The sequence below is a fragment of the Terribacillus aidingensis genome (assembly GCF_040703035.1).
Classification (GTDB): Bacteria; Bacillota; Bacilli; order Bacillales; family Amphibacillaceae; genus Terribacillus.
This window is the reverse complement of the sequence record NZ_CP159996.1, coordinates 3,081,946-3,107,589: the sequence shown is the minus strand read 5'-3', so window position 1 is coordinate 3,107,589 and position 25,644 is coordinate 3,081,946. Positions and strand designations below refer to the sequence as shown.

Here is a 25,644-nt window from a genome sequence, read left to right as displayed (position 1 = left end):
AGAAGGAGTAATAGATTATGGAATTAGAGAGATTAGTAGAGCAGGCGATTCAGGATCGCCGGCATATTCACCAATATCCGGAATTATCAGGGGAAGAGTACGAAACAGGCAAATACGTACGTAACAGACTGGAAAAACTAGGGATTGAGATCTTGGATTTCCAGCCGCCGAGTGTCGTCGGGTTTGTGAAAGGCACAAAAGGAGAGAAGACGATCGCGCTTCGAGCGGATATGGATGCACTGCCAATGGTAGAAGAAGGGGATAAACCTTACATCTCCAAGCATCATGGGGTAGCTCATACGTGCGGACATGATGGCCATACAGCTATCCTGCTTGCTGTAGCAGAGTGGATCACACTGCATAAAGAGGAAGTGGAGCCGAATATCGTGCTCATCTTCCAATCCTCTGAAGAGGCATCTCCGAGCGGTGCGGATAAGCTGATCAAAGAAGGTGTATTGAAAGGCGTTGACAGCATCTACGGCATTCATGTTGATGCTGAATTGGAAAAGGGTCAATTTGGTACTCGTCCTGGAGCTATGATGGCATCTGTTGATGACTTCGAAATCAAGATCCAAGGCTCAGGCGGTCATGCATCAACACCGCATTTGACAGTGGATCCGGTTTATATCTCTACACATGTCATCCAAGCATTGCAAAGTATTGTCAGCCGTAAGCTCAACCCGATGGATGCAAGTGTCATCTCTGTGGGAAAAATTGAAGCCGGCAACACATATAACGTCATTCCAGACTCAGCTAAAATCATCGGGACTATGCGCTCCTTCTCTGCAGAAGCAGTACAGACGATCCAAGAACAGATTAGCAAGCTGACAAAAGGGATTTGTGAATCTTTTGGAGCTACAGCGGAAGTTGATTTCATCATCGGTACACCACCGCTAATCAATGATGAAAAAGAAGCAGTCTTTGCAGAAGAGCTGCTGCAAAAAACATTCGGTGCAGAACGCTATGAAGAACTGGAGCCAGTCATGGGTTCAGAAGACTTCTCCTACTACTTGCAGGAAATCCCGGGGGTATTCGTCAAGGTCGGTATGCAAGGAGAGAAGAGTCAATATCCGCACCACCATCCGAAGTTTGATATTGATGAAGATGTGTTTGGGGATGCGATAAAGGTGTTTCAACAGTTTGTATTAAATCAATAAGCAGGAGGAGCATATGGGGTGGCCCATATGCTCCTTTTTTACGCTAGTATTTCAGCTTGTTTCCAGGATGTCGCTGTTTGTTTCAGCACTTCATTTAACTCTTCTACATTAGTTCTGCCTTCTTGCTGCAGCCATTGTTTCCCAGCAGCTTCTCCGTCACGACCAAAGATGGCTACACTATCCTTCCAGGTTGCCCGGCCGCATAAGACACCATTAAAGCTGGAACCTGCTTCTTTTGCAAAACGTAATGTCTCTTGGAAGAGGGAGGCACTGACGCCTGCACTCAAGAAGATGAAAGGCAAATCAGTTGCTTCACTTTGCTCTTTGAAATAGCGCTGTGCTTCTTCGCATGAGTACACAGGTGTTTCTTCCGAGTATCCTTCCACATAGGCCATGTTTACCGGTACTTCAACTTTCAGTACATCCACTTTATATTGAGGTTTCGAGAACTCTATCATCATATCATTCACTTTATGTGGCTTAACTTTGGCGTATTCTGGTCCCTTTACATCATCATTGTGTGCGTCATAGGAGACGAGCTCCAGGAAGAAAAGAATATCCTCTGCCTGACATTCAGATCCGAGACGTTCCACGAAGATATGCTTCTTCTCATTAATGCTAGGATCCTCATCCACATCATAGTACAAAAGGAATTTCACCGCATCTGCGCCCAGAGCCTTGATTCGCTGAACAGACCAGTCATCGAGAATATCCGGCATGCGCCCAGGCTGTGTCGCGTCGTATCCTGTTTTTTCGTAAGCGAGAAGCAGGCCGGCATTTTTGTCGCGTTTCTGTGCTGCTGGCAAGCCATACTCAGGATCCAGCAGGATAGAAGTGGCGTATGGTGTGAGTTCCTCGGAAATCAGTTCTTTAAAAGATACGATTGTATCGTCTCCCTGATTTGTTGTGCTCTCCTGCTGCAGCATCTTTTTCAAGGAGCCTCGCTGATCAATAGCGAGGGCTCCGATGATACCATTTTCGTCTGATAGTCTTTCAAGTGCTTCTCGTTTAGCGGGTGTTAAATTTAGCATGTTAGCAGCTCCCTTAAGCAGATAGTTTAGTAGAAAACAGGGCAAGAATATCTTTTGGGTCGATTGCATGATGCAGCTGATCGATCGTTTCCTGATGTACGAGCATTTTAGAAACCTCTGACAAGTAATACAGGTGGTTAGAGGCAGTTCCAGTTGGTATAAGCATGGCGATGACAATTTGAATTGGCTGCCCGTCTAATGCGTTCCATTCAACTCCATCAGCTAGCTTGAAGATAATGATTGCTGGCTTCAGGACTTCACTCCGCTCGGTATGGGGGATTGCGAAACCTTGTTCCATACCGGTTGTACTTTCTTTTTCTCGCTGGAGAAAGCCATCCACTATAGCGGCTTGGTCCGTAATGATGCCGTGCTGCTTAGCGGTAGCAGCTATTTGCTGAAATACTTCTTTTTGTGTTGCAGCTTTTACATCCACCTTGATTGTGTCGAGAGACATAATCTGACTGACATCCTGTACTGGTAAAGCTGTTTTTTCTGTCACAGCTGCTGTTTCAGCAATTGGTGCTTCCTTCGCTGCGTTTTTAGCAGCTGTACGCTTTTGATCCATACCGATCAAGAATCCACTTACAACTGCACCGGTGAGAATGGCCAGTATCCAAAGGAAAGGATGCGTAACGATTGGCAGAACGATAAATCCGCCGTGGGGAGCTGGCACCTGTACTTTAAATAGGTAAGTCAATATAGCTGCGATAGAGGAACCTATCATTAGAAACGGAATGACCTTTAGCGGTTTTTTCGCTGCGAATGGAATGGCCCCTTCTGTGATATGAGTTGAGCCGAGCAAGAAGTTTACCAGACCAGCACTGCGCTCGCTTGTGCTGTAAGCTTTGCCGGCAAATAGTGTTGCAAAGCCAGTAGCAATCGGCGGAACGATACATGCAGCAGAGACACCTGCCATAAAGAAGTAGTTTCCATCTGACAGCAGGGCAGTTCCTGTTACGTAAGCTGCTTTATTGACTGGACCGCCCATATCGAATGCGCACATGATTCCTACAATAAGTCCTAATACAATTGGATTTGAATTTTGGAAGCTTGCTAGAAAATCCATCATTGCTTGGTTGATCCAGCCCATTGGAGCTGAAATGAACCACATTGCAAAACCTGCGATGAAAATACCGAAGACTGGGAATAAGAAAATTGATTTCAAGCCGTCAAGCTGTTTTGGAAGAGCTTTGAACAGGTATCCAAGTCCGAGAATGATATAACCGGTCATGAAACCGCCGATAATACCGCCCAAGAAACCAGTACCATTGGTGAAAGCGATCATCCCGACGATGAAACCGATTATGAGACCAGGCCGTTTGGCTATCGATTCTGCAATATAAGCACACAGTACTGGTACCATCAGGTTCATGGCGATGCCGCCAATGGTGTTCATATAATAAGCGAACTCGTTGTACTGCGAACTTTCAGGATCGGCAGAGTGGATACCGAACATAAGTGAGATGGCAATCATGACACCGCCAGCAACAACTATCGGCAGCATATGAGAGACACCGTTCATGAGCGATACGTAGATACTGCGAATAATAGAATCTTTTTGCTGCGGTTCGGAACTGCCAGCAGAAGCAGCACGCTGTCCATCTTTATAGATAGGCGCTGTTTGATTGATGATGCTATCAAGCAGTTTATCTGGCTCTTTGATTCCTTTGCTGACAGCCACGTTCACCATCCGTTTACCGATAAAACGATCGCGATTTATATCTTTGTCGGCAGCGATGATTACACCATCAGCTGCATCGATTTCAGCCTGCGTCAATGCATCTTGTATACCGTCCTGTCCATGTGTTTCTACCTTTATGTTGATACCGCGTTTTCGTGCAGCTTCTTCCAAGGCTTCTTTTGCCATAAAGGTATGGGCAATACCGGTAGGACACCCGGTTGCAGCAATAATTCTATACGTCATGCTTTACACCCCATTTTCTTTTTAATTGGATTTGCCCTGCTAAGTAAGGGATATCACTAAGATCAGATAAACCTGATGTGAAAGCTGTAGAAGAGCCAGCAGCTGTAGCATAAACCAATGCTTCTTCTTCGGAATCTCCGAGCATTAATCTTCCAGCAAATGCAGCGAGCATCGTGTCACCAGCACAGGCAGTGTTCACTATCTTGCCGGAAGGAGCGTTTACAGCCAGTTCCTGCTTCCTGTCGCAGTACAATGCCCCCCGAGAACCACAGGATAATAAGACACGTTGCGCACCTCGCTCCAGCAGCCGTTCGGCTGCTGTTTGCAGTTCTGACTGGTCCGTATGATCGGAAAGATTGAACCAATTTGCTATCTCTTCATCATTCGGCTTAATGAGATAAGGCTCATAGGCGAGACAATCCAGTAAAACAGGAGAGCTGATATCGAGTACTAGTTTGACTCCTTGCTGATGAGCAATTTCGGCGATCTCGATATGAATTTGATCATCTACGCCGCGTGGAAGACTACCCGAGACAAAGAGCCAATCACCATTTTTAAGATTCCTTACTTGTTCGAGCAGCAGCGCTTGTGCCTGCTGTGAAATGACTGGCCCTCTGTTTACTGCTTTGTATTCCAAGCTGTCTGCACGAATAAAGGTATTGATACGAGTAATGCCATTCACTTTTATGAATGCGGTTTCAATTCCGGCAGCTTCAAGCTCTTTTTTAATGAAATCCCCGGTAAAACCACCTAGGAATCCGGTCGCCATATTGGAAATACCTAACTTCTTCAACATAAATGAGATATTGATAGCTTTTCCATTCGGCTGATACTCTTCAAATATGCTTCTGTTTACGACGAAAGGATCAAAAGAGGTAAACTCAGAGAAAAGATCGATCGCTGGATTCATCGTACATGTATAAATCATCCGCATCACTGCCTATCTGTGTTTTTCTTACAATTTCATTATGGCATGCATTTTTATGTAAATGTTTTCAACCTCAGCTGATTTCGCTACAATATTGGTAAACGTTTACACGGGGGAATCGTCATGAGTGGAACCTTTCTGACTCGGGTCAGCCAGCATACAGAGAAGATGAGTGAAGCGGAGCTGTATTTAATCCGCTATATACGGGAAAACCTCAACACAATTCCTAAGTTATCTATCGTACGGTTAAGTGAAGATGCGAATGTTTCCACGGCTACCATTGTTCGTACTATGAAAAAACTTGGGTATAACGGGTTTACCGATTTTAAAATTCGGCTGAAGGATGAGAATGATCAGAACCCGAACTTTTCGATCATTGAGCAAGTGGATGAAGAAATAAAAGATGCCATTTTAAAAAATGAACAAGAGGTGATGCGTACAATCGAAATGCTCAATAGCGGTTTAATAGAAGACACTGTCCAGAAAATTCGCCACAGCAAGCGCGTTATATTATTTGCACGAGGTTTTTCGGAGCTGATTGCAAAGGAAATGGAAGTGAAGCTGCAACTGCTGAATAAATATGCGGAGCTGCATGATGATCCAAATATTATCCGGACGAAAAGTAAGAGACTGGAAGAAGGGGACTTAGTCATTTTTGTTTCGTTGAACGGGTATACCGAAGAACTAGTGGATGCAGCAAAAAGCTGTCAGGAAAATGATACAAGTATGATTGCTTTGACTTGTAATAAAAACAGTCCGCTCGCATCGCTAGCTGAATTGACGTTGACAGGTTATAAGTCCGAAACATCTTATTTTCCGGATTATGAGGTAAGATCCAGACTTCCGCTTCAGGTGATATCGAGAATACTTCTAGATGCTTATGCCATTCGAGCAGGAAAGTCCTAGTTTACGGAAGGGGAGAGATGTATGCCAACTTACAACAAGCTGGTGCGTGATCATATTCCAGCCATTATTCAGCAAGCAGGTAAAGTACCTAAAACTGCAGTCCTTGATCAAGATAGATATATAGAAGAATTGAAGCTTAAGCTGTTAGAGGAAGCTAATGAAATTTCGAAAGCAGAAGAACATAATGAAGTTGTTGAAGAGGCAGCTGATTTACTGGAGGTACTGCACGCTCTCCTTGATGCCAAGGGTATATCATTAGAAGATATCGAATACGCGCGTCGGCAAAAGAAAGAAGAACGCGGTGGGTTTGAGGACAGAATCTTTTTGATAGAGGTCAGTAAATAAAATGGAAGCAGAAGCTAATTAGGTTAGCAATCCATAATTCGTTATACAGGAAAAGCCCTCGTTTTGAGGGCTTTTCGATTACCGGAACGCGTCCATTGTTAAATCACAGTTGATGCAATGGCTGCTCGGGTTCCGTGTGCTGCTAGGATAAGCTACTCCTTCGACGGAGGTCCTTCCTAACTCGTCAACCAGGATATAGCCGTTATGCCTCGTATCACAACCGAGAGAGGAGATAAAGGAGTGAGATTGTACCAATTCTGTTGTAACAATACCACCTGAGTGTTCTATTTCAGTTCTGTCTGTGAAAGTCACTTTTTCCAAATAGCCATCTTGGCCATGCAATTGCCCTTCCCGAAGGCAGTAATCCCAGATAAGCGATAGTATGGAGTGCATAGTTAGTGGCTTTGGTGTATTTCATCATCTCACACTCCTTATTGTAGAAAACTGAATCACCTATTTTTTGTTGTTCAGAGCCTTCTTTATATCTAATACTGCTTGCAAGTGCATTCCTTCGTGAAATATTGTCCTGACAAGTACTTGTTCGATAGTTTCCATTCCCATATCGATAGCCTGGTACTCCTCATCCATACGGTCAGCGTACCTTTCGAAAATCTGATCTGGCTGTGCTTGTAATAAGGAAATCAGATCAGTGAAAGCGGGGGTATTGTCTGTAAAATCTGCAGGAGTGGTGCCGTAGCTGAACCAATCTTTAAATTCATTAGGGATGGGAGCTTCTTCTTTGGTTAATGCTTGAATCCATAAATATTGATCCAGAAAAACATGTCCTAGATTCCATCTGACATTATTTCGGAAGCCTTGGGGAATAATGTCTGCCTCTTCTTCGGTGAAGCTTTTAGCTAATTGAAGCAATTCCATACGATACGTTCTCATTTGACCAAGCAATATTTCCTGACGTTTCTCCATTGAATTCCCTCCTTTCTTTTAAAATTCTGTACGATTTGTCAATAACCTTTATTATAGTTCGCTGCTTAGAACGTTAGCGGTTTTTCGCAGTTCTTTCTCCAGAGCCTCGAAGTAGTCAGATAAAAATCCCTGAAATCTCTCTGCAACTGGGCTGAGGTATCTTCTAGTGGACCAAGCCAAGCCGATTGTTCGTTCACAAATAGGATCCTGCAGACGAATGACGGGTAAGTGGGATGTTTTATTGCCGATTAATGAAACAGAAGGAATGAAGGCTATCCCAAGCCCTTTGTTTACCAGCTCCCCAATGACGCCAGGTTCGTCTCCCTCAAAGGCAATATGTGGCTGAAAACCGGCTAGCTGACAATATTTATCGGTCAAATTTCGAATACCGTACCCTTCATTCATGCTGATGAAGGCTTCATCACGCAGCTCATAAAGAGAGATATGGCTTTTTGTCTCAAGCCAGTGACCGGGAGGTGCAATCAGCAGTATTTCTTCTGTCATGAGCGGCTGCCATTCGATATCCTCAGCTTGAATCGGAACGGAGGAGATACAGAAATCTAGCTCGCCGCTGCGCAGCTTTTCCGTCATCAAAGGCACAGACTGTACGTATTGTTTGAAGTGGACTTGGGACTCTTCCCTAAGGAATCCGCTGATCAAATCAGGTAAAACGCGTGGGATAGTAACGGAAAGCCGAATTGTATGATCAGCTTTCTGATTCGTTTCGTTCAGTTCCCGGCGTGCTTCCTGTAGCTCATGAAGGACAGCATCAACGCGCCGGAGGAACATCCTGCCGTTTTCATTCAATTTGATTTGCCGGTTATAGCGTTCGAAAAGCTTTACACCTAAGTCCTCCTCCAACCGGCTGATTGCTTTGCTGAGTGAGGGCTGTGCGATATTCAATGCTTCTGCAGCATGTGTCATGTGCTCTAATTCAGCAACTTTTTTGAAATAGTGCAGCTGTAGTAATTCCACGTTCATCCTTCTTTCGGATAGTATAGAGGCTATTATTTATAATGATATATATATTATACATTATGTACCTGAGCCATTATGCTATTTAGATGTTCAATATTTCACAAAGATAAAGGTGAGGGAAATTATGAAAGGAATAAAATTAGGCTTTTTTGATATAAAGCGGATGTTTCAGCATAAGCACGGGCGTATTGCACTTATATTCTTACTGATTATTCCGGTCATTTACGCTGCGTTGTTCCTTGGCGGATACTGGGATCCATATGGTCATGTCGAGGATTTACCGGTGGCTGTCGTCAACCAGGATGATGGAGCAAGCATGGATGGCGAAGAAATGCATGCCGGGGAGGATTTCATTAAGGAATTAAAGAAAAGCCAGGCGATGGACTTTGCTTTCGTATCAGACCAGAAGGCAGAAGATGGATTGGAAGATGGCAAGTATTATATGAAAGTAACCATCCCGAAAGATTTTTCTGAGAAAGTGACAACATTGATGGATGATAAACCGCAGCAAGCGGAGCTTGTGTATGAAGTGAATCCAGGGAAAAACTTTGTTGCTGCGCAAATCAGTTCTTCTGCGATGGAGGAAATGAAAACAAAATTGGCTAGCAGTATTACGAAATCGTATGCTGACAGTGTATTCACAAGCTTCCATGAAGTAGCTGACGGATTACAGGATGCAGGTGATGGAGCTGGCGATCTTCATAAAGGGATTACAGATGAGCAGAGCGGTATGAAAAATCTGCAAAATGGAATTGGTGATCTGAAGACTGGTGCGTCCGACTTAGCAAACGGCGCTGATCAACTGGCAGGTGCTGAAGGTAAACTTTCTGACGGCATCGGCAGTTTGCACACAGGTGCATCTGATTTGGCGAGTGGTTTAGGTCAATTGGATGAAGGAGCAGCCTCTCTGCAGACGAATACGGAAAAGGTTGCCGACGGTTTAGCTGATTGGAAAGCACAAAGTGACAAGCTTTCAGATAATCAGGATGCATTCACATCTGGTTCTGAGGATTTGAGCAAGCTGGTTGCATCGTATATGAAAGAGCATCCAGAGCTTAAAGACGATAAGACGTTCCAGCAAATAGCAGCTGCATCTGATCAGCTTGCAGATTCCTCAGCTAAATTAGCAGACGGTCAGCATCAGCTCGGTGAAGGAGCAGATAAGCTGGCTGGAAGCGAGCAGAAATTAGCGGATGGTATGGATTCATTCAGCGATAAACTCGGTTCAGCTGTAAGCGGAGCGGATAAATTAGCTAGCGGAGCAACAGATTTGAATAATGGCTTTGATGAGTATTCAGAAGGCTTTGGATCCTTGCAGAGTGGTGCTGCGAAGCTTGCTTCCGGTACAAATGATCTTTCAGATGGGGCAGCACAGCTTGACGATGGTATGAGTAAGCTGTCCGATGGATCCGATGAGCTTGCGACAAGCCTGCAGGATGCGGCTGATAAAACAAGTAACATCCAGTCTAGTGATGCGTTGACGACAATGTTCGCCGATCCGGTTAAGCTGACAGAGAAACAGCTATCGGATGTACCGAACTATGGTGTCGGCATTGCGCCGTACTTCTTGTCACTTGCTTTGTTTGTTGGTGGTTTGATGGCAGCCAACATCCTGCCGCTTGGCAGAAGACAGGATATGCAAGTATCAGGTACGGTACAATTCTTCAGTAAACTGACACTGGTGTATGTCGTGGCGATTGTACAAGCGGTTATTCTTGATCTTATCTTCTTGTTCGGATTCCAAGTTGATGTGCAGAGTGTTCCGTTATTCTTCTTGTCCAGTATCATTGTGTCTATGACAGTTATGACGATCATTCTTACGCTTGTGACACTATTCGGCAACCTCGGTAAACTGCTCGCCATTGTACTGCTGGTTCTTCAGCTGGCAACTTGTGGCGGAACGTTCCCGAGCGAATTGACTATGTCTGCATTGGCATCCGTAGGTCAATACTTGCCGATGGCCCATTCCTTGCATAGCTTGCAGGAAGCAATCACGCTCGGTGACTGGTCGGTACTAGGCCATCAGCTTGTTGATCTATTGATTTATCTGGCAGTGGTCGGTGTCATTGGATGGATTGTATCTCATTTGCAGCACAGACCGAAAAAAGAGACTGAGCTGGAAGCAGCTTGATAAAGAGCTCGCCTTTTTAGGCGGGCTCTTTTCTATTGACACCATATGATAGACTGTAGACAGCAAATGGAAGAAATCAAAAGTAGAGGATAGAGATCATGCAGATTGATAAACCAAAAGTAGCGATGGAATTACCTGAGAAAAGAATGCACGATATCTTTTTTGTAGAAGAACCAGAATTAGAAATGTGCCAGGTGCAGCAAGCTGATCTTTCGAATGAATCAGTGTACAGGCTGCGATTGTCGAAGGTAGTAATCCGCAATAGCCGATTTAACAATACGGACTTTACCGGGATGGACTTGCTGGATGTCAGGTTCGAGAATTGTGATTTTTCCAATGTGAAAATGGGCAAGTCATCCATTCACCGGGTGGAATTCCAAGGCTGTAAGATGCTCGGAGCAGATATGACCGAGTCTAGTTTTGGTAATGTTTCTTTCCGTGATTCTTTGGTGAATCTTGTATCATTTGGCCAATCGAAAATGGAGAAAGTGATATTTTCCTCCTGCGGTTTACAAGGAGCGGACTTCTATGCCAACCGAATGAAAAAGATAGAATTTACTGATTGTGATCTGAATGAAGTGAATTTTGAACAGACATCTCTCAAAGGAATTGATCTGAGCACAAGTAGTTTCCAGCAGTTGACCGTATCTATTGAAAATTTGAAAGGCTGTATCGTTTCTCCAAATCAAGCAATCCAATTGGCTTCATTGATAGGATTAGTAGTTAAGTAAAAAAAAGCTTCCTGAGTGGGAAGTTTTTTTATTACGTGAATTCCTTTAAGTCGTAGTCAACTTTGCATAGATGATAAAGAATAAGGTCATTTCTGCTACTATTACAATATAAGGAACTGGCACAAGCAGATTAAAAATGAAGAATAAGCCTAAAATACCTAAAAATAAACCTAGATGATATATTTTCAATCGATGATGCGCGTGTCTATATTGGTGAAACACAAAAGTAGTTGAAAAGAAATAAAGCAATACTGAACCAAAAATAAAAAATAAGTTAAAGAAGTACTCGACCTCATCCAAGACCATTAGTCGGATGGATGCTGCAATAGCACTTAATGACATTAGTATAAAGAGATGACCATAAATGATCGTTTGGCCGGCTGTTTGAATGTGTTTATCCACTTTCTTCTCTACATTATCAAAATACTGCCACCACATTGCGATAATGAGCAGAAAGGCTATGACAGCTAGTCCAATAGAATTCCAATCTCCTTGTGTTGGCTGGATAACAGCCAACGTACTGACAAGGGATTCTCCAAAAAGGATGATAGTGAATAATCCAAATCGCTCTAATAAATGTGCCGTATTGGTGGGGACTTTCACTAAATATCTCCTTCCTAACATAGGAATGATGATATCAATTAAGATCCCCAAGTAGAGAACAACATAGCGGATCCATGAATCAAAGAAAAGGGAAAGTAACGAAACGATAATTCCTACCCAAAAGTATTTTCCAAGATACAGGGCTGCTTGCTTCCGGGCTCCCTCTTCTATTCGCTGTACAACCAGGTATTGGATAGCAGTAACAGCTCTTAAGCCAATATAGCCTATTAAAAAAGAAAGATAATATGGATCAAAATCGACTGATAAACTTGAGGTCATGACTAGTGCAAAAAACATTTGCAGAATTAAAAACAACCGTTGATGGAACAAGTCCTGTCCAAAACGATTGACAAACATCGTCTGTCCTACCCATGCCCACCAGATCGGCACAAAGATCAATACAAACTTAAACAAGTATTCAGCATGTATATGACCGTCTTCTACATGAAGCAACACGTGTGTTGCAACTGCAACTGATGCAACAAAAAGTAAATCATAAAAAAGTTCTAACCACGTCACTTTCTTTTCAAACAACTTTTCCACATCCCCATAAAAATAATAAACTCTCTTCCTTTCCAGAATTCCCTGGATGGAATGCGAATTGTTTAACTAAATTCTTTATCAATTATGATTCATATGTATTACAGATTGGATCTATATAGCATATATTAACAGATTAATCATGCAAAAAGCGGATAACTTGGTTAATCGGAAACCTTCAAAGTATACCGAAGGAACAGATGATCTGTTTATATTATGACCTTTTTTGAAATGAAATTTTGTGAAGTTTCCGTTTATAATAAAGGGGAGGTGACACCCAAATGAAATACAATCAAATCAAACCGAAAAAAATATATGAACAAGTAGCAGATGAGCTGCTTGCTTTAATAAAAAATGGTGACTTAAAGCCGGGCGAGAAGCTTGCCAGCGTAACGCAGCTGGCTGAGAATTTCAATGTGGGCCGTTCTGCGATAAGGGAAGCTCTTGCCACACTCCGTGCGATGGGGTTAGTAGAGATGAAGCAAGGCGAGGGTACATACGTGAAGGCGTTCGAGCCAGAGGGAATCGTTTATCCGCTTCAGCACGTGCTGCTCATGAGCGGGGAGGATCGGGCAGAGCTGATGGAGGTCCGTAATATATTGGAGACAGGTATTGCTGCATCGGCCGCACTGAACCGTTCTGAAGAAGACTTGGAACAAATGGAAAAAGCGCTCAAGGAAATGAAGGCATATACGGGAGACCCAGAAAAGGGGGAGAGAGCTGATCTCGCTTTTCATATGATTATTGCCCGAGCGGCGAACAATAAGCTGCTTCTCCGTCTGATGCATCATGTATCGGATTTAACAGCGGAATCGATGCGTGAAACAAGGCAGATTTGTTTATTTGGTGAAAATGCAGCCCCTGAGGAATTGAACAAGCAGCATGAAGCCATCCTGGATGCAATTCGTACGAAACAGCCAGAGCAAGCAAGGCTTGCCATGGTGGCACACTTGGAATATGTAGAAGGAGTACTGCGTAATTATATGGAATAGGATGAGCCGCCGACTAGGGTCGGCTTTTTCTGTCTATACAGGAGTTGGAAAATGTAACCGATTGTAGTATGATGAAGACAGAAATTATACAGGTCATCTGATGACCTTATCTGTAGAGGTGACGGTATGAAGGTTACACTATTTGCAACGTGTATTGTGGATATGTTCCAGTCCGATGTTGGGATAGCCACAGTTGAAGTACTGGAAAGACTCGGATGTGAGATTGTGTTTCCATCGGGACAGGTGTGCTGCGGGCAGCCGGCATATAATTCCGGGTATGTAGAAGATGCCAAAAAGGCAATGAAGAAGATGATTGCGACTTTTGAAGACGCAGAGGTTATTGTCACACCGTCCGGATCATGTGCCACGATGTTCAAGGATTATCAGCATGTATTCCAGGATGATCCTGAGTGGCGTCCGCGTGCGGAACGGCTGGCGGCTAAGACGTATGAGCTGACTGAGTTTATTGTAGATGTCCTGAAAATAGAGGATGTTGGGGCGAAGCTGGAAGGGATTGCAACTTATCATCCATCCTGCCATATGACACGGCTGCTTGGCGTGAAGGATGCACCGATGAAGCTGCTGTCGCATGTAGAGGGCCTGGAAATGCAACCGCTTCCTAACGCGCATAATTGCTGTGGATTCGGCGGAACTTTTTCGGTGAAGATGGGGAATATCTCAGAGCAGATGGTCGATGAAAAAGTAGATTCGGTAACTGAAACGAAAGCTAGCTACCTGATTGGAGCAGATGGCGGCTGTCTAATGAATATTGGGGGACGAATGCAGCGCCGCGGCAAGCCGGTCAAAGTGATGCATATCGCGGAGGTACTAAACAGTCGTTAAGGGGGATGGCAGCATGGCGATGAAGATAGGGAATGAAAAGTTCAAAGATAATGTAAATAAGCAGATGGAAGACACGTTTATGCGCGATGCAGTTGCCGGGGCTCAGGAACGCCTCAGGACAAGAAGACTGGATGCGGCGGAGGAGCTTGGTAATTGGGAAGAATGGCGGTCTCATGGGGAAGAGATACGTCAGCATACACTTGATCATCTCGACTATTATTTACAGGAGCTTTCCGAGAATCTGCAAAAGCGCGGCGGGTATGTATTTTTTGCTGCAACAGCAGAAGAGGCAAATGACTATGTGAAAGGTCTCGTGAGGGAAAAACGAGCCAGGAAAATTTTGAAGGCTAAATCCATGGTCACAGAGGAAATCGGTTTGAATGGTGTATTGGAACAAGAAGGCTGTGACGTCATTGAAACAGATCTCGGAGAATATATTCTGCAGCTGGACGACCATGATCCGCCTTCGCATATTGTGACACCTGCGCTTCATAAAAACAAAGAGCAGATCAAGGATGTGTTTACTGAGAAGCTGGACTATAAGCTGACTTCAAAACCGGAAGAACTAGCACTCCATGCCAGAGAGAAACTCCGCCAGGAATTCCTGCAAGCTGATATCGGCATCACAGGGTGTAATTTTGCCATCGCAGAATCTGGATCTGTCGGTCTGGTCACAAATGAAGGTAATGCGGGTATGGTTTCTGATTTACCAGATACACAAATTTGCGTGATGGGGATGGAGCGAATCGTTCCTACATTTGAAGAATTCGAAGTACTGGTTGGGCTTCTGACAAGAAGTGCAGTCGGTCAGAAGCTGACGAGCTATATTACGGCATTGACTGGTCCGCGGACAGCAGAAGAGGTTGATGGCCCATCCGAGTTTCACCTGGTCATCGTGGATAACGGCCGTTCTGGTATTCTCGGGACCGAATTCCAATCTGTACTCCAGTGCATCCGCTGTGCAGCTTGTATCAACGTTTGTCCGGTATACCGCCACATTGGCGGCCACTCCTATAACTCCATTTACCCAGGGCCAATCGGGGCAGTGCTGACGCCGCTGCTGGGAGGTTATGACGATTTCAAGGAGCTGCCGTATGCATCGACGCTTTGCGCTGCTTGTACGGATGCTTGTCCGGTTAAAATACCATTGCATCAGCTGCTGCACCGTCATCGACAAGTGATTGTCGAGCGGGAAGGCCGCGCGCCGATTTCAGAGAAAATGGCAATGAAAGCTTTTGGAATCGGTGCTTCCTCGAATCCGTTGTATGCAGCTGGATCGAAAATGGCGAGCACTGTCATGAAGCCTTTTACGAAGGATGAGACGATTTCAAAAGGTCCTGGACCGCTGAAGGCATGGACTGAAATTCGAGATTTTCCCGCTCCGAACAAAGAACGATTCCGAGATTGGTTCAAGCAGCACGAAAAGGAGAGTGGCAAGGTATGATACAGAACCGTGAAAGATTCCTTACGAATGTCGCCAGCCGCCTCAGCCGCACGGAAGTACTGACAGAAAGGCCCGTACGGAACTGGAAGTATCGCCCGCAGGATAAGACGCTGACTGATAAAACACAGGATGAGCTGGTAGATATACTCCGTGAACAATGCCGGCTTATCCATACCGAGCTGATTGAAACCGATTCGCGTTCCCTCTCGAAAGTACTGGCGGAAACAGTATCTGCATATGGAGGCGGTCCGTTGGCCATATGGCAGGATCCTCGTTACGATGCATTCGGTTTACGGTATCAGCTTCAGACATGGCCGGCCCAAGGAATCGACGTACATGAATGGGATCCTTCTATTGGCCATGACAACATCGGAATTGTGGAAAAGGCCAATATCGGTATAACATTCAGCGATATCACTCTTGCTGAGTCAGGGACAGTCGTACTCTTCTCAGGTGAGGGGAAAGGCCGTACTGTCAGTCTGCTGCCGCATAAATATATTGCTCTTGTACCGAAAAGCACCATCGTACCCCGCATGACCCAGGCAGCTCAGCGTATCTCAAAGCAAGTACAGGAAGGGAAAGCTATTGCATCCTGTATTAACTTCATTACTGGACCAAGTAACTCGGCTGATATTGAGATGAACTTAGTTGTAGGGGTACATGGACCCGTGAAAGCAGCTTATATTGTTATTGAAGACAGGTGAAAAAAACACTGCTATGCATAGCAGTGTTTTTTGTTAAGTATTCGATTATATCTTTATTGATAGCGCTTTCTTTGTTACTATGAGCTTGCTTATGTACTTTAACAATTGATGATCATAGGGGGAACAAAAAGCGATGACAATCATTTTTGATAAAGAGAAACGTATTTTTCATCTGCAGGGGAAATCAACTAGTTATGTGATGCAGCTGGAGCGGGATGGTTATTTGACGCATCAGTATTGGGGTAGGAAGATTCGACAGTTTCGCAACAGTAATCGTCAGCAGTACATAGATCGTTCATTTTCTCCGAATCCGTATCATCGGGACAGGACTTTCACGTTGGATGCTCTGCCGCAGGAATACCCACAGTTTGGCAATTCGGATTTTCGCAAACCAGCCTATCAGATCCAGTTGGAAAATGGATCAACGGTGACTGATTTGCGTTACAAATCACATCGTATCTTCAGTGGTAAGCCGAAGCTGGCGGGTCTTCCTGCAACATACGCTGGTCAGGAAGGAGCAGAAACGCTTGAACTTACGATGGAGGATGAATTACTTCATTTGGAAGTGATCTTGCTTTATACAATTTTCAGTCAGTATGATGTAGTCGCAAGATCTGTGCAATTCCGTAATAATGGCAAACAAAATTTAAAGCTCTTACAGGCTGCTAGTGCAAGTATCGACTTCCGCCGTTCGGACTTTGACATGCTTACCATGCCGGGGGCATGGGGAAAGGAAAGACATCTCGAAAAGCGTGCTTTGCAGGCGGGTATACAGTCTACAGAAAGCACACGTGGAGCAAGCAGTCATCAGCAGCATCCGTTCATCGCCTTGATGGAGAAGCATGCAACAGAAGATCAAGGGGAAGTGTTTGGTTTTCATCTTGTCTATAGCGGTAATTTCCTAGCCCAGGCAGAAGTCGATCAGTTTGCGACAACTCGGGTGACAATGGGTATCAATCCGTTCGACTTCACGTGGCTGCTGGAACCAAATGAGACATTTCAAACACCAGAAGCAGTGCTTGTTTATGCAGCGGATGGTTTGGGAGGAATGTCGCAAACGCTGCATGGGTTCTATCAGCAGCATCTAGTAAGAGGAGAATACAGAGATAAAGAGCGGCCGATTCTGATTAATAACTGGGAAGCGACGTATTTTGATTTTGATGCTGATAAAATTGAGGCAATCGCTGAGGCTGGCAGTGAGCTAGGGATCGAGCTTTTCGTATTGGATGATGGCTGGTTCAAAAAACGGAATTCAGATTCCACATCATTGGGAGATTGGTTTGTCGATAAAACGAAGCTGCCGAATGGACTTGAAGATGTGGCGAAACGTGTAAACGATTTAGATATGCAATTTGGACTTTGGTTCGAGCCGGAAATGGTATCGGTGGACAGTGATTTGTACCGTGAGCATCCTGACTGGTGTCTGCATGTGCCGAATCGGTATCGTACGGAAAGCCGTGATCAGCTCGTGCTCGATTTTTCAAGACAGGATGTTCGGGAGGAGATTATTAAGCGAGTAGCAGCCATCTTGGAAAGTGCCCCAATCACTTATGTGAAATGGGATATGAACCGTCATCTGTCTGAGGTCGGTTCTGCCTTGCTTCCTCCTGAGCGTCAGCGGGAAACAGCACATCGACATATTCTCGGAGTCTATGAAGTGATGGATAAGATCACTTCCCGTTTTCCGCAGATTCTGTTTGAAAGCTGCTCAGGCGGCGGCGGACGCTATGACCCGGGAATTCTGTATTACATGCCACAAACATGGACAAGTGATAATACAGATGCTGTCTCAAGGCTTAAAATTCAGCATACTACAAGTTTGCTTTATCCCATTGCTTCGATGGGTGCCCATGTATCTGATGTTCCGAACCATCAAGTACACAGATTTACTTCATTGGAGATGCGGGGTGACGTCGCGATGGCAGGGAATCTAGGATACGAGCTGGACCTCACAAAGCTTAGTCCTGAGGAGAAGGAAGTCGTCAAGCAGCAGATTAACACCTATAAGGAGATTCGCAGACTTGTTCAGTTCGGTCGATTCTATCGGCTGAAAAGTCCTTTTGAAGGCAATGAAACTGCTTGGATGTTTGTTAACGAAGATAAAACAGAAGCTTTTGTCTCCTATTATCGTGTTCTGGCAGAGCCAGCAGCACCACTCGCTTCTTTACGGATGAAGGGATTGGATGGAGCTAAAAACTACAGAATCAATGGTACGGAAGAAATATACAGTGGTGATGAACTGGCATACAGCGGTATTCGTGTACCTGCAGACCTTATTGGGGATTTTGTAAGTTACACTTGGCACCTAAAAGCTGAATAACATTGAAAGTCGAATCTTTGATGCGACTTTTTAATTTGGCTGTATAGGAAAACAGGCTTGGTTATCGTATACTTTAGCTACTAATCCAAACTAGCCAATATGCGTCTTATTATGATTGAAAGGCTGTGTGAAGCAATCCTTTTTTGATAATGTATAAATAGCTAACGCAAGCTGGCCACAGCAAGGGATTATCCAATACCAGGGAAAAGAATTTTAAAAAAGAGATTGACTTTCAATCTGCAATCCCATAACATGGTAATCAAATCTTACAACTACATACTTGTTTTATTCTTATCCAGAGAGACCGAGGGATCAGGCCCTATGACGTCTCGGCAACGGGTTTATTACTAAATACCGTGCCAATTCCTGCAAACGCTCATGAGCGTTTGGAAGATGAGAATGAGGAAGTTTCATACGTGGAGCCCTCTTTTTCTGGATAAGGAAAAGAGGGCTCTTTTGTGTTGATGGGAGGAAAAATGATGATTGCTTTCAAGGATGTTTCAAAGACATTTACAATCGGAAAACGGGAAGTGCATGCTGTTAGAAATGTGAATCTGACAATCGAGGAAGGAGAGATATTCGGCATTATCGGCTTTAGCGGAGCCGGTAAAAGTACCTTGCTCAGGCTTGTCAATGTGCTGGAAAATCCGACAGCAGGTTCGGTGGAAGTGCAAGGTGTGGATTTAGCCAGTCTTCGTCCTAGTGAAGTTCGGAAAGTACGCCGCAGGATAGGGATGATCTTTCAGAATTTCAATCTGTTAACCTCGCGGACTGTTGCTGGTAATGTTGCTTATCCTTTGAAACTAGCAAAAATGCCGCGAGCAAAAATAAAAGAGAGAGTGGAAGAACTGCTGCGTTTCGTTGGGTTGTCAGACAAGGCTAAGGATTTTCCGGAGCAGCTTTCAGGGGGGCAGAAACAGAGAGTTGGCATTGCCAGAGCATTAGCCACATCACCAGATATTCTGATTTGTGATGAAGCAACTTCGGCACTGGATCCTGATACAACCGGTGAAATTCTTCGTCTTCTTAAAAAGGTGAACAAGGAATTCGGTATTACAATTCTGCTGATCACACATGAGATGCATGTGATTCAAGCAATCTGTGACAAGGTTGCTGTAATGGAGGATGGAGAGGTTATAGAAACTGGCGGTGTATTCGATACATTCACAAGTCCTGTCCACCAGACGACAAAACGTTTTATCCGCTCCGTTCAGCAGGACCTCCCATCTCCATCGTTATTAGATGAGTGGCGGCAAAAAGGCGGGAAGCAGCTATACCGAATCATTTTCAAAGGAGAGGTGGCAAGCGATCCAGTCTTATCCCGGGTAACAAGAAAGCACGATATTGACGTGAATATCGTCTATGGTTCCGTCCAAGAAATCCAGGCAAAATTCTACGGCAATTTGCTTGTCAGCTTTGACGGTGACGAAGGTAAAACAGCCAGTGCTGTAAGGGAATTAGAAGAGATCGTACAAATAGAGGAGGTGGATGTGGCATGGGCGTAGATTGGCAAACTTTTTGGCCGCGTATTGTCGAGGCGACTGGTCAGACGATTCTGATGGTGGCTGTCACATTGGTCATTGGTTCTATATTCGGCATCATTCTCGGACTTCTACTTTTCATTACCCGTAAAGGAAACATCCTAGAAAATGCGTTTCTTTTTCAAATTATCAACTTCCTGATCAACATTATCCGCCCGATCCCCTTCATTATATTCCTAGTCGCGATCAGTCCGCTGACCAGAGAGGTGATTGGCACGACTATCGGTACATGGGCCGCGATCTTCCCAATGAGCATCGCAGCTGCATTCAGCATCGCACGAGTTGTAGAAAATAATTTCATCAGTATTGACCCGGGTGTCATCGAGGCAGCCAAGGCCATGGGAGCCAGTCCTCTTCAGATAATCTTTACCATCTTGATTCCGGAAGCTCTCGGTCCGCTCGTTCTCGGATTGACGTTCATTACCATCAGTTTGATTGATTTCTCGGCAATGGCAGGAACGGTCGGCGGCGGTGGTCTCGGACATGTAGCGATGACATATGGCTACCAGCGGTTTGATACAAGCGTCATGATTGTTACAGTCGTTATCTTAATTGTGCTTGTCCAGCTTGCCCAATGGGTCGGCAATACACTTTCAAGAAAAATTTTAAGGAGATGATCGACATGAAAAAAGCTCTACTTGGAATCGTTTCGTTAGCCTTTGTATTTATCCTTGCAGCGTGTGGGAGCAGCTCAGCAGATGGCAGCCAAACAGTGAAAATCGGTGTAACAGGTTCTGATGGGGATCAATGGCCAATTTTGAAGGAAAAGGCGAAGGAAGAGGGCATCAATATCGAACTTGTGGAATTCTCTGACTATACACTGCCAAACCAAGCGTTGGCCAACGGTGAAATCGACATGAACTCATTCCAGCATATCGCCTTCCTAAGTCAATATGCCAAAGAAAATGGCGATACTATTGTACCAATCGGTTCGACAGTCATTGCCCCAATTGGAGCTTATTCAGAGAAAATCGAAAGCCTTGATGAACTGAAGGAAGGCGATAAGATTGCTATCCCGGATGATCCATCTAACCAAGCTAGATCACTGCGGGCTTTGGAAGCAGCTGGCGTTATAAAATTAGCGGATGACTTTGGCCAGTTCGGAGATCCATCCAAAATTGTAGAGAATCCGAAGAACATTGAGATCGTACCTGTTGTTGCCCAGCAAACTCCACGTGTCTTGCCGGATGTAGCAGCATCTTTCATCAATAATGGTATAGCAGGTCAGGCAGGTCTTGATCCGAAGGAAGATCCAATTTATTTGGAAAATGCCAAAGATGACAGCATTACACCCTTTGTAAATGTCTTCGCAGTTAATAAGAAAGACGAGAACAATGAAACATATCAGAAAATCGTTGAGCTGTATCAGGATGAAGCTGTGAAGGAAGCAGTCGAGAATGATACAAATGGTGGCTCTATCGTGGTAGATGTACCAAAAGAGGAACTGCAGGAGCATCTGAAAAGACTTCAGGAGGAGGAATGATTATGAGTAGATCTGTTACGGAAGTTAGCAGAATTTCACTGCATTTGGATACAAATAAAGAAAAGTATATCCAGACTAGTCAGGCCATCCATGCGAAGCCAGAGATCGGAAACCAGGAATTTTTCGCGAGCGAAACGCTCATTGCTTTGCTGGAAGAAGCGGGATTCCAAGTGGATAAAGGTGTAGCAGGACATGAAACAGCTTTTTATGCACTGAAAGATAGCGGTAAGCCAGGTCCTCGTATTGCATTCCTTGCTGAGTATGATGCACTACCTGGTATCGGGCATGCTTGCGGACATAATATTATCGGTACCACTAGTACAGCAGCAGGCGTTGCCTTGGCGGAAACATTGGATGAGGCAGGTGGTAGTGTAGCGGTTCTTGGAACACCTGCCGAGGAAGGCGGACCAAATGGCAGTGCCAAAGGAAGCTTCGTAAAGCATGGGCTGCTGAAGGATATTGATGCTGCCTTGATCATTCATCCTTCTGGCAGAACAAGTGTAACGGGTGAGTTTCTCGCTGTCGATCCGCTTGATTTTCATTTCTACGGAAAACCAGCTCATGCTTCCGGTGCGCCAGATAAAGGAATCAATGCCTTGGATGCCGTTATTCAGCTTTTCAATGGAATAAATGCATTGCGCCAGCACCTTCCGCAGGACATACGCATTCATGGCATCATTCCAAATGGTGGAGATGCACCGAATATCGTACCTGAGTATGCTTCAGCAAGGTTCTTCATCCGAGCAGAAACGTGGCAAAAAGCACAGGCTGTTTCCGATAAGGTAAAGAATATAGCCAAGGGAGCTGCATTGGCTACGGGGGCTAGTGTGAAAATTGAGAGATTCCAGAACGAGGTAAAGGACTTTGTTTTGAATCCAGTACTGGATGAAGTGCTCAAAGAAGAATTAGAAAAAGTCGGAGAGTATGTTCATTTGAAAAAAGATAAAGGTCGTGGATCGACTGATACAGGTAATATCAGCTATGAAGTGCCGACTGCACACCCGTATATCCAAATTGGGCCAGAAGAGCTGATTGGTCATACAGAAGAATTCAGGGAAGCTGCCCGATCAGAAATTGGTGATGCAGCTGTTATAAAAGGGGCCAAAGCATTAGCTCATACGGGCTATCGGCTGCTGACAGACAAGGAACTGCTTCAGCAAACTAAGGCTGCTTTTAAAGACGCAAAGACAAGGAAGTAAAACAAGTAAATGTAGTAAAACCCGTCAGAATTCTCTCTGACGGGTTTATTTTTGCAGGCTCACGACTAAGGCAGCTAGTTGCTTTAATGCATATTCCAGCTGGTCGATTAATTCAAAGGCATATGAAATGTACAAACAGGCGAAGAACGTTCAGTCCCCCGAAAGCAATCATTTTCGCTGCGTCAGTTTCTTTGCTTAATCCACATGCCATTCTTGAAATAGTCGGTGTACTCGGAACAAGCTCCCTTGATTATTCTGGTCCCGAAAAATGGAGCTTCACGATAGCTTGCATTACTGTTTCGTGGTTTGGTTCTTTGGCTTAGCTGCAGCAGGAAGGTTCATCGGGCAATTGGATGCTCAGGGCAAGATGCTTTTGATGCTTAATCGTATATCAGCCTTGCTTATATGGATAATGGTAGTTATAATGCTAGTCCGGCTAAGCAACTTCTTATAGCCTCTGCCATATGGCAGGGGCTTTTCTTTACGAAAAATCCCGTTTTTCCCTACGGAAAACTTTCCAAGTTGTCTTTGTAGCGGCATAACTGCCAATTGCGGCATAGCCATAAAAATAGCCCATGAAGATACCAGCTATCAAGTCATGTGGATGACTGTAGAAAATCGAGAGGGCCAGTCCGATTAGAACGGCGATTGTAGGCACATACTGCTTTGGTAAGGGGAAAAATAGTTTTAGCATTTGGGTAAGGATAAGTGTTACCGGGATGCCAATAACGGAATCCCAGAAGTTCGTCTGGATGATTGGGAAGTCCATGATTATATTCCTTTTATGATTATTGTCGGAAATAGCCGATAAATTATTCGCCATGGCTTCCGAAATATTTTGTTATACATATATTTACAGAACATTCCTAACAAAAACTCCTTGAATGTTACACAATTCAGTATTATACTAACCAGTATTGTGTCAGAAAATCTGACTAAAATCATATTACATTAATATTTTGTTATTTATCAGACTATTCGAATAGTTAGTGGAGGTTTTTTTGTGTCAAAGAAAGTGCCAGGTTCATTTACCGTCATTCTTGGTTTGATGCTCTTTGCTTTGTTCTTCGGAGCTGGGAATCTGATCTTCCCGCCGATGCTAGGGCAGCAAGCAGGTGAAAATATATGGATAGCCAATGCAGGGTTTCTTGTAACGGGTGTAGGTTTACCATTGATTGGAATCATCGCTTTTGTTTATTCGGGCGAGAGAGACCTAATGTCATTATCCAGCAGGGTGCATCCTGTATTCGGAATGATTTATACGATCATTTTATATCTTGCGATCGGACCGTTCTTTGCGATACCGCGTGCAGGAAATGTATCGTATGAAATTGGTTTGAAACCATTCTTATCTGCTGATCCAGGTCCGCTTCCGTTGGTTTTGTTTACAGTGCTTTTCTTTGCTGTCACATGTTTGTTGTCGTTGAATCCGACTAAGATCATTGATGTTATCGGAAAATTCCTGACACCAATCAAACTTGCTTTTATCGGTTTGCTTGTTATCGTTGCTATTATTTTTCCAATCGGTAAATTCCATGCACCTCAAAGTGAGTATACGTCAAACGCTTTCTTCAAAGGTTTCCAGGAAGGCTATTTGACATTGGATGCGCTTGTTGCATGTGTGTTTGGGATTATAATCGTCAATGCGCTGAAGGATAGAGGTATAACCAATAAAGGCTCAGTTATGAAGGTTTGTTTATTGGCAACTGCACTAGCTGCTGTTGTACTGGCAGTGATTTATACGGCACTTTCCTTTATGGGTGCATCCAGTGTCAGTGAGCTTGGTTACTTAAGCAACGGTGCTGAAATTCTTGCAGATGTTTCTAATTATTATTTCGGTTCATGGGGTATCATCTTCCTTGGATTGATGATTACAGTTGCCTGTCTAACGACAAGCGTTGGGTTGATCACATCTTGCTCGACGTTTTTCCATGAATTAATGCCGCGTATTTCCTATAAGACATTTGCTATTGTGCTATCTGTTTTCAGTGCGATAGTAGCGAATATTGGACTTACAGAATTAATTTCAATTTCAGTCCCAGTTTTGATGGCAATTTATCCAATTACGATCAGTTTGGTGTTCCTTACATTCTTACATCCGCTATTCGGCGGAAAACGGGAAGTATATATCGGAAGCCTCGTACTGACATTCTGTGTAAGTATCTTTGATGGCTTCAATGAAGCTGGGTTGCAGATAACAGCAGTCAATGACTTCTTCCAAGCGGTGCTGCCCTTCTATGAGGTAGGTCTTGGTTGGGTGGTACCTTCGATCATCGGTGGCTTGCTTGGATTGGTTGTATCAAAATTACGGAAATAATAGAAAAAGTCTTCTCCGAGGCCGGAGAAGACTTTTTTATGCAGATCTCTTTCGTAACATACCGCCAGCAATGAATAAAAGCACAGGAATGACGACCGTGGCCAGAGATAAAATCCCTGCGCTGGATAGTGTTAATGCGGCACCTTTAGGTCTTTTGGATATAAGGGTGTAGCCAATCAGTACAATGATAGTAATGATGGCTATGTATATGGTAGGAATGGCGAAGAATACTTGCAGGGCAGACATTGTTTCAGAAGCCATCTCACCAGGGCAGATCGAAGGGGTTTCACCAGAATCAAGTGTTCTTTGGTACTTTGGATCGTTCTCAAGATATCGGGTCACTGCCTGTTCCATGGACTGATTTTGGGGCAGAGTGATCGTGAAGAGAAGACAAGCGATAAAGAGTAAAATCAATAAGATTAATGAAATCATCGTTAACGTTTTTGGTGTTTTCATATGATATCACCTCCTTTTACCAGTATAAGTTTAAAGAACCATTTTTTGAAATAGGACGGAAGGTGTAACTGTCATTTTCTTGTCAAAAATGAAGAAGAAGGTTTGATGAAATTGTGTTATCATAAGCACGATTAATTGGAATCGAGG

General features: G+C 44.2%; 23 protein-coding genes and 1 riboswitch. Of the genes, 15 read left to right on the top strand and 8 right to left on the bottom strand.

Annotated features, from left to right (window positions below):
* The first annotated feature begins 17 nt into the window (after window positions 1-17).
* A complete protein-coding gene (locus ABXS78_RS16065) occupies window positions 18-1,157 on the top strand; it encodes an amidohydrolase (RefSeq protein WP_366248049.1) in 1,140 nt (379 codons plus the stop codon).
* Window positions 1,158-1,195: 38 nt separating this feature from the next.
* On the opposite strand, the gene lacD is transcribed toward ABXS78_RS16065, so the two are convergent.
* Genes lacD through pfkB form a run of 3 tightly spaced genes read right to left on the bottom strand, consistent with a single transcriptional unit; the run spans window position 1,196 to window position 5,040 of the window.
* Window positions 1,196-2,188: a tagatose-bisphosphate aldolase gene (lacD, locus tag ABXS78_RS16060; RefSeq protein ID WP_366248048.1), complete on the bottom strand. Its 993-nt coding sequence runs from the start codon at window positions 2,186-2,188 to the stop codon at window positions 1,196-1,198.
* 13 nt (window positions 2,189-2,201) lie between these two features.
* Window positions 2,202-4,112, bottom strand: a complete 1,911-nt coding sequence (locus tag ABXS78_RS16055) for a fructose-specific PTS transporter subunit EIIC (protein WP_366248047.1) — start codon at window positions 4,110-4,112, stop codon at window positions 2,202-2,204.
* Entirely contained in the window at window positions 4,102-5,040 is a 939-nt protein-coding gene (gene pfkB / locus ABXS78_RS16050; RefSeq protein ID WP_366248046.1) for a 1-phosphofructokinase, read from the bottom strand. The genes ABXS78_RS16055 and pfkB overlap by 11 nt, the downstream gene beginning before the upstream one ends.
* 123 nt (window positions 5,041-5,163) lie before the next feature.
* Here pfkB and ABXS78_RS16045 point away from each other — a divergent pair, with 123 nt between their 5' ends.
* Together ABXS78_RS16045 and ABXS78_RS16040 are read left to right on the top strand one after the other, a co-directional pair.
* Window positions 5,164-5,946 (top strand): MurR/RpiR family transcriptional regulator, encoded by a 783-nt coding sequence (locus ABXS78_RS16045; RefSeq protein WP_095221470.1) that lies wholly within the window; start codon window positions 5,164-5,166, stop codon window positions 5,944-5,946.
* Window positions 5,947-5,967: 21 nt separating this feature from the next.
* Window positions 5,968-6,291 (top strand): nucleoside triphosphate pyrophosphohydrolase, encoded by a 324-nt coding sequence (locus ABXS78_RS16040; protein WP_366248045.1) that lies wholly within the window; start codon window positions 5,968-5,970, stop codon window positions 6,289-6,291.
* Between the two features lie 453 nt (window positions 6,292-6,744).
* On the opposite strand, the gene ABXS78_RS16035 is transcribed toward ABXS78_RS16040, so the two are convergent.
* Entirely contained in the window at window positions 6,745-7,215 is a 471-nt protein-coding gene (locus ABXS78_RS16035) for a DinB family protein (RefSeq protein ID WP_366248044.1), read from the bottom strand.
* 51 nt (window positions 7,216-7,266) lie between these two features.
* A complete protein-coding gene (locus ABXS78_RS16030; protein ID WP_366248043.1) occupies window positions 7,267-8,190 on the bottom strand; it encodes a LysR family transcriptional regulator in 924 nt (307 codons plus the stop codon).
* Between the two features lie 127 nt (window positions 8,191-8,317).
* On the opposite strand from ABXS78_RS16030, the gene ABXS78_RS16025 reads away from it, so the two are divergent.
* On the top strand, window positions 8,318-10,324 hold the full coding sequence (locus ABXS78_RS16025) for a YhgE/Pip domain-containing protein (protein WP_366248042.1): 2,007 nt from the start codon (window positions 8,318-8,320) through the stop codon (window positions 10,322-10,324).
* Between the two features lie 98 nt (window positions 10,325-10,422).
* Entirely contained in the window at window positions 10,423-11,055 is a 633-nt protein-coding gene (locus ABXS78_RS16020) for a pentapeptide repeat-containing protein (protein WP_366248041.1), read from the top strand.
* A 45-nt stretch (window positions 11,056-11,100) separates the two neighbouring features.
* Here ABXS78_RS16020 and ABXS78_RS16015 read toward each other — a convergent pair whose 3' ends face one another.
* On the bottom strand, window positions 11,101-12,192 hold the full coding sequence (locus tag ABXS78_RS16015) for a low temperature requirement protein A (RefSeq protein ID WP_095221460.1): 1,092 nt from the start codon (window positions 12,190-12,192) through the stop codon (window positions 11,101-11,103).
* A gap of 287 nt (window positions 12,193-12,479) precedes the next feature.
* Here ABXS78_RS16015 and ABXS78_RS16010 point away from each other — a divergent pair, with 287 nt between their 5' ends.
* The 9 genes from ABXS78_RS16010 to ABXS78_RS15970 all read left to right on the top strand — a co-directional run bounded on the left by ABXS78_RS16010 (window position 12,480) and on the right by ABXS78_RS15970 (window position 22,724).
* Window positions 12,480-13,190: a FadR/GntR family transcriptional regulator gene (locus ABXS78_RS16010; protein ID WP_366248040.1), complete on the top strand. Its 711-nt coding sequence runs from the start codon at window positions 12,480-12,482 to the stop codon at window positions 13,188-13,190.
* Window positions 13,191-13,316: 126 nt separating this feature from the next.
* The gene (locus ABXS78_RS16005; RefSeq protein ID WP_366248039.1) at window positions 13,317-14,033 is read left to right on the top strand and encodes a (Fe-S)-binding protein; all 717 of its coding nucleotides are present in this window, start codon (window positions 13,317-13,319) and stop codon (window positions 14,031-14,033) included.
* A gap of 13 nt (window positions 14,034-14,046) precedes the next feature.
* Window positions 14,047-15,477 (top strand): LutB/LldF family L-lactate oxidation iron-sulfur protein, encoded by a 1,431-nt coding sequence (locus ABXS78_RS16000; RefSeq protein WP_366248038.1) that lies wholly within the window; start codon window positions 14,047-14,049, stop codon window positions 15,475-15,477.
* Window positions 15,474-16,181 (top strand): lactate utilization protein C, encoded by a 708-nt coding sequence (locus tag ABXS78_RS15995; protein ID WP_366248037.1) that lies wholly within the window; start codon window positions 15,474-15,476, stop codon window positions 16,179-16,181. Before ABXS78_RS16000 ends, ABXS78_RS15995 begins: the two co-directional genes overlap by 4 nt.
* A 133-nt stretch (window positions 16,182-16,314) precedes the next feature.
* The gene (locus tag ABXS78_RS15990; RefSeq protein ID WP_366248036.1) at window positions 16,315-18,501 is read left to right on the top strand and encodes an alpha-galactosidase; all 2,187 of its coding nucleotides are present in this window, start codon (window positions 16,315-16,317) and stop codon (window positions 18,499-18,501) included.
* Window positions 18,502-18,789: 288 nt separating this feature from the next.
* Window positions 18,790-18,901, top strand: a riboswitch (SAM riboswitch).
* Between the two features lie 79 nt (window positions 18,902-18,980).
* Window positions 18,981-20,006, top strand: coding sequence for an ATP-binding cassette domain-containing protein (locus ABXS78_RS15985; RefSeq protein ID WP_366249960.1), 1,026 nt, complete (start codon window positions 18,981-18,983; stop codon window positions 20,004-20,006).
* Window positions 19,997-20,659 carry a methionine ABC transporter permease gene (locus ABXS78_RS15980; RefSeq protein WP_095221446.1) on the top strand — a complete coding sequence of 221 codons (663 nt, stop codon included), beginning with the start codon at window positions 19,997-19,999 and terminating at the stop codon, window positions 20,657-20,659. The genes ABXS78_RS15985 and ABXS78_RS15980 overlap by 10 nt, the downstream gene beginning before the upstream one ends.
* A gap of 5 nt (window positions 20,660-20,664) precedes the next feature.
* Window positions 20,665-21,525 carry a MetQ/NlpA family ABC transporter substrate-binding protein gene (locus tag ABXS78_RS15975; RefSeq protein WP_366248035.1) on the top strand — a complete coding sequence of 287 codons (861 nt, stop codon included), beginning with the start codon at window positions 20,665-20,667 and terminating at the stop codon, window positions 21,523-21,525.
* A 2-nt stretch (window positions 21,526-21,527) separates the two neighbouring features.
* Complete coding sequence (locus tag ABXS78_RS15970; RefSeq protein ID WP_366248034.1) at window positions 21,528-22,724, top strand: M20 family metallopeptidase; 1,197 nt, start codon at window positions 21,528-21,530, stop codon at window positions 22,722-22,724.
* Between the two features lie 481 nt (window positions 22,725-23,205).
* On the opposite strand, the gene ABXS78_RS15965 is transcribed toward ABXS78_RS15970, so the two are convergent.
* Window positions 23,206-23,493, bottom strand: coding sequence for a hypothetical protein (locus ABXS78_RS15965; protein ID WP_366248033.1), 288 nt, complete (start codon window positions 23,491-23,493; stop codon window positions 23,206-23,208).
* Window positions 23,494-23,727: 234 nt separating this feature from the next.
* On the opposite strand from ABXS78_RS15965, the gene brnQ reads away from it, so the two are divergent.
* Window positions 23,728-25,041, top strand: coding sequence for a branched-chain amino acid transport system II carrier protein (brnQ, locus tag ABXS78_RS15960; RefSeq protein ID WP_366248032.1), 1,314 nt, complete (start codon window positions 23,728-23,730; stop codon window positions 25,039-25,041).
* 36 nt (window positions 25,042-25,077) lie between these two features.
* Here the strand turns inward: brnQ and ABXS78_RS15955 are convergent, their stop codons facing one another.
* On the bottom strand, window positions 25,078-25,497 hold the full coding sequence (locus tag ABXS78_RS15955) for a DUF4064 domain-containing protein (protein WP_366248031.1): 420 nt from the start codon (window positions 25,495-25,497) through the stop codon (window positions 25,078-25,080).
* Window positions 25,498-25,644 lie beyond the last annotated feature (147 nt).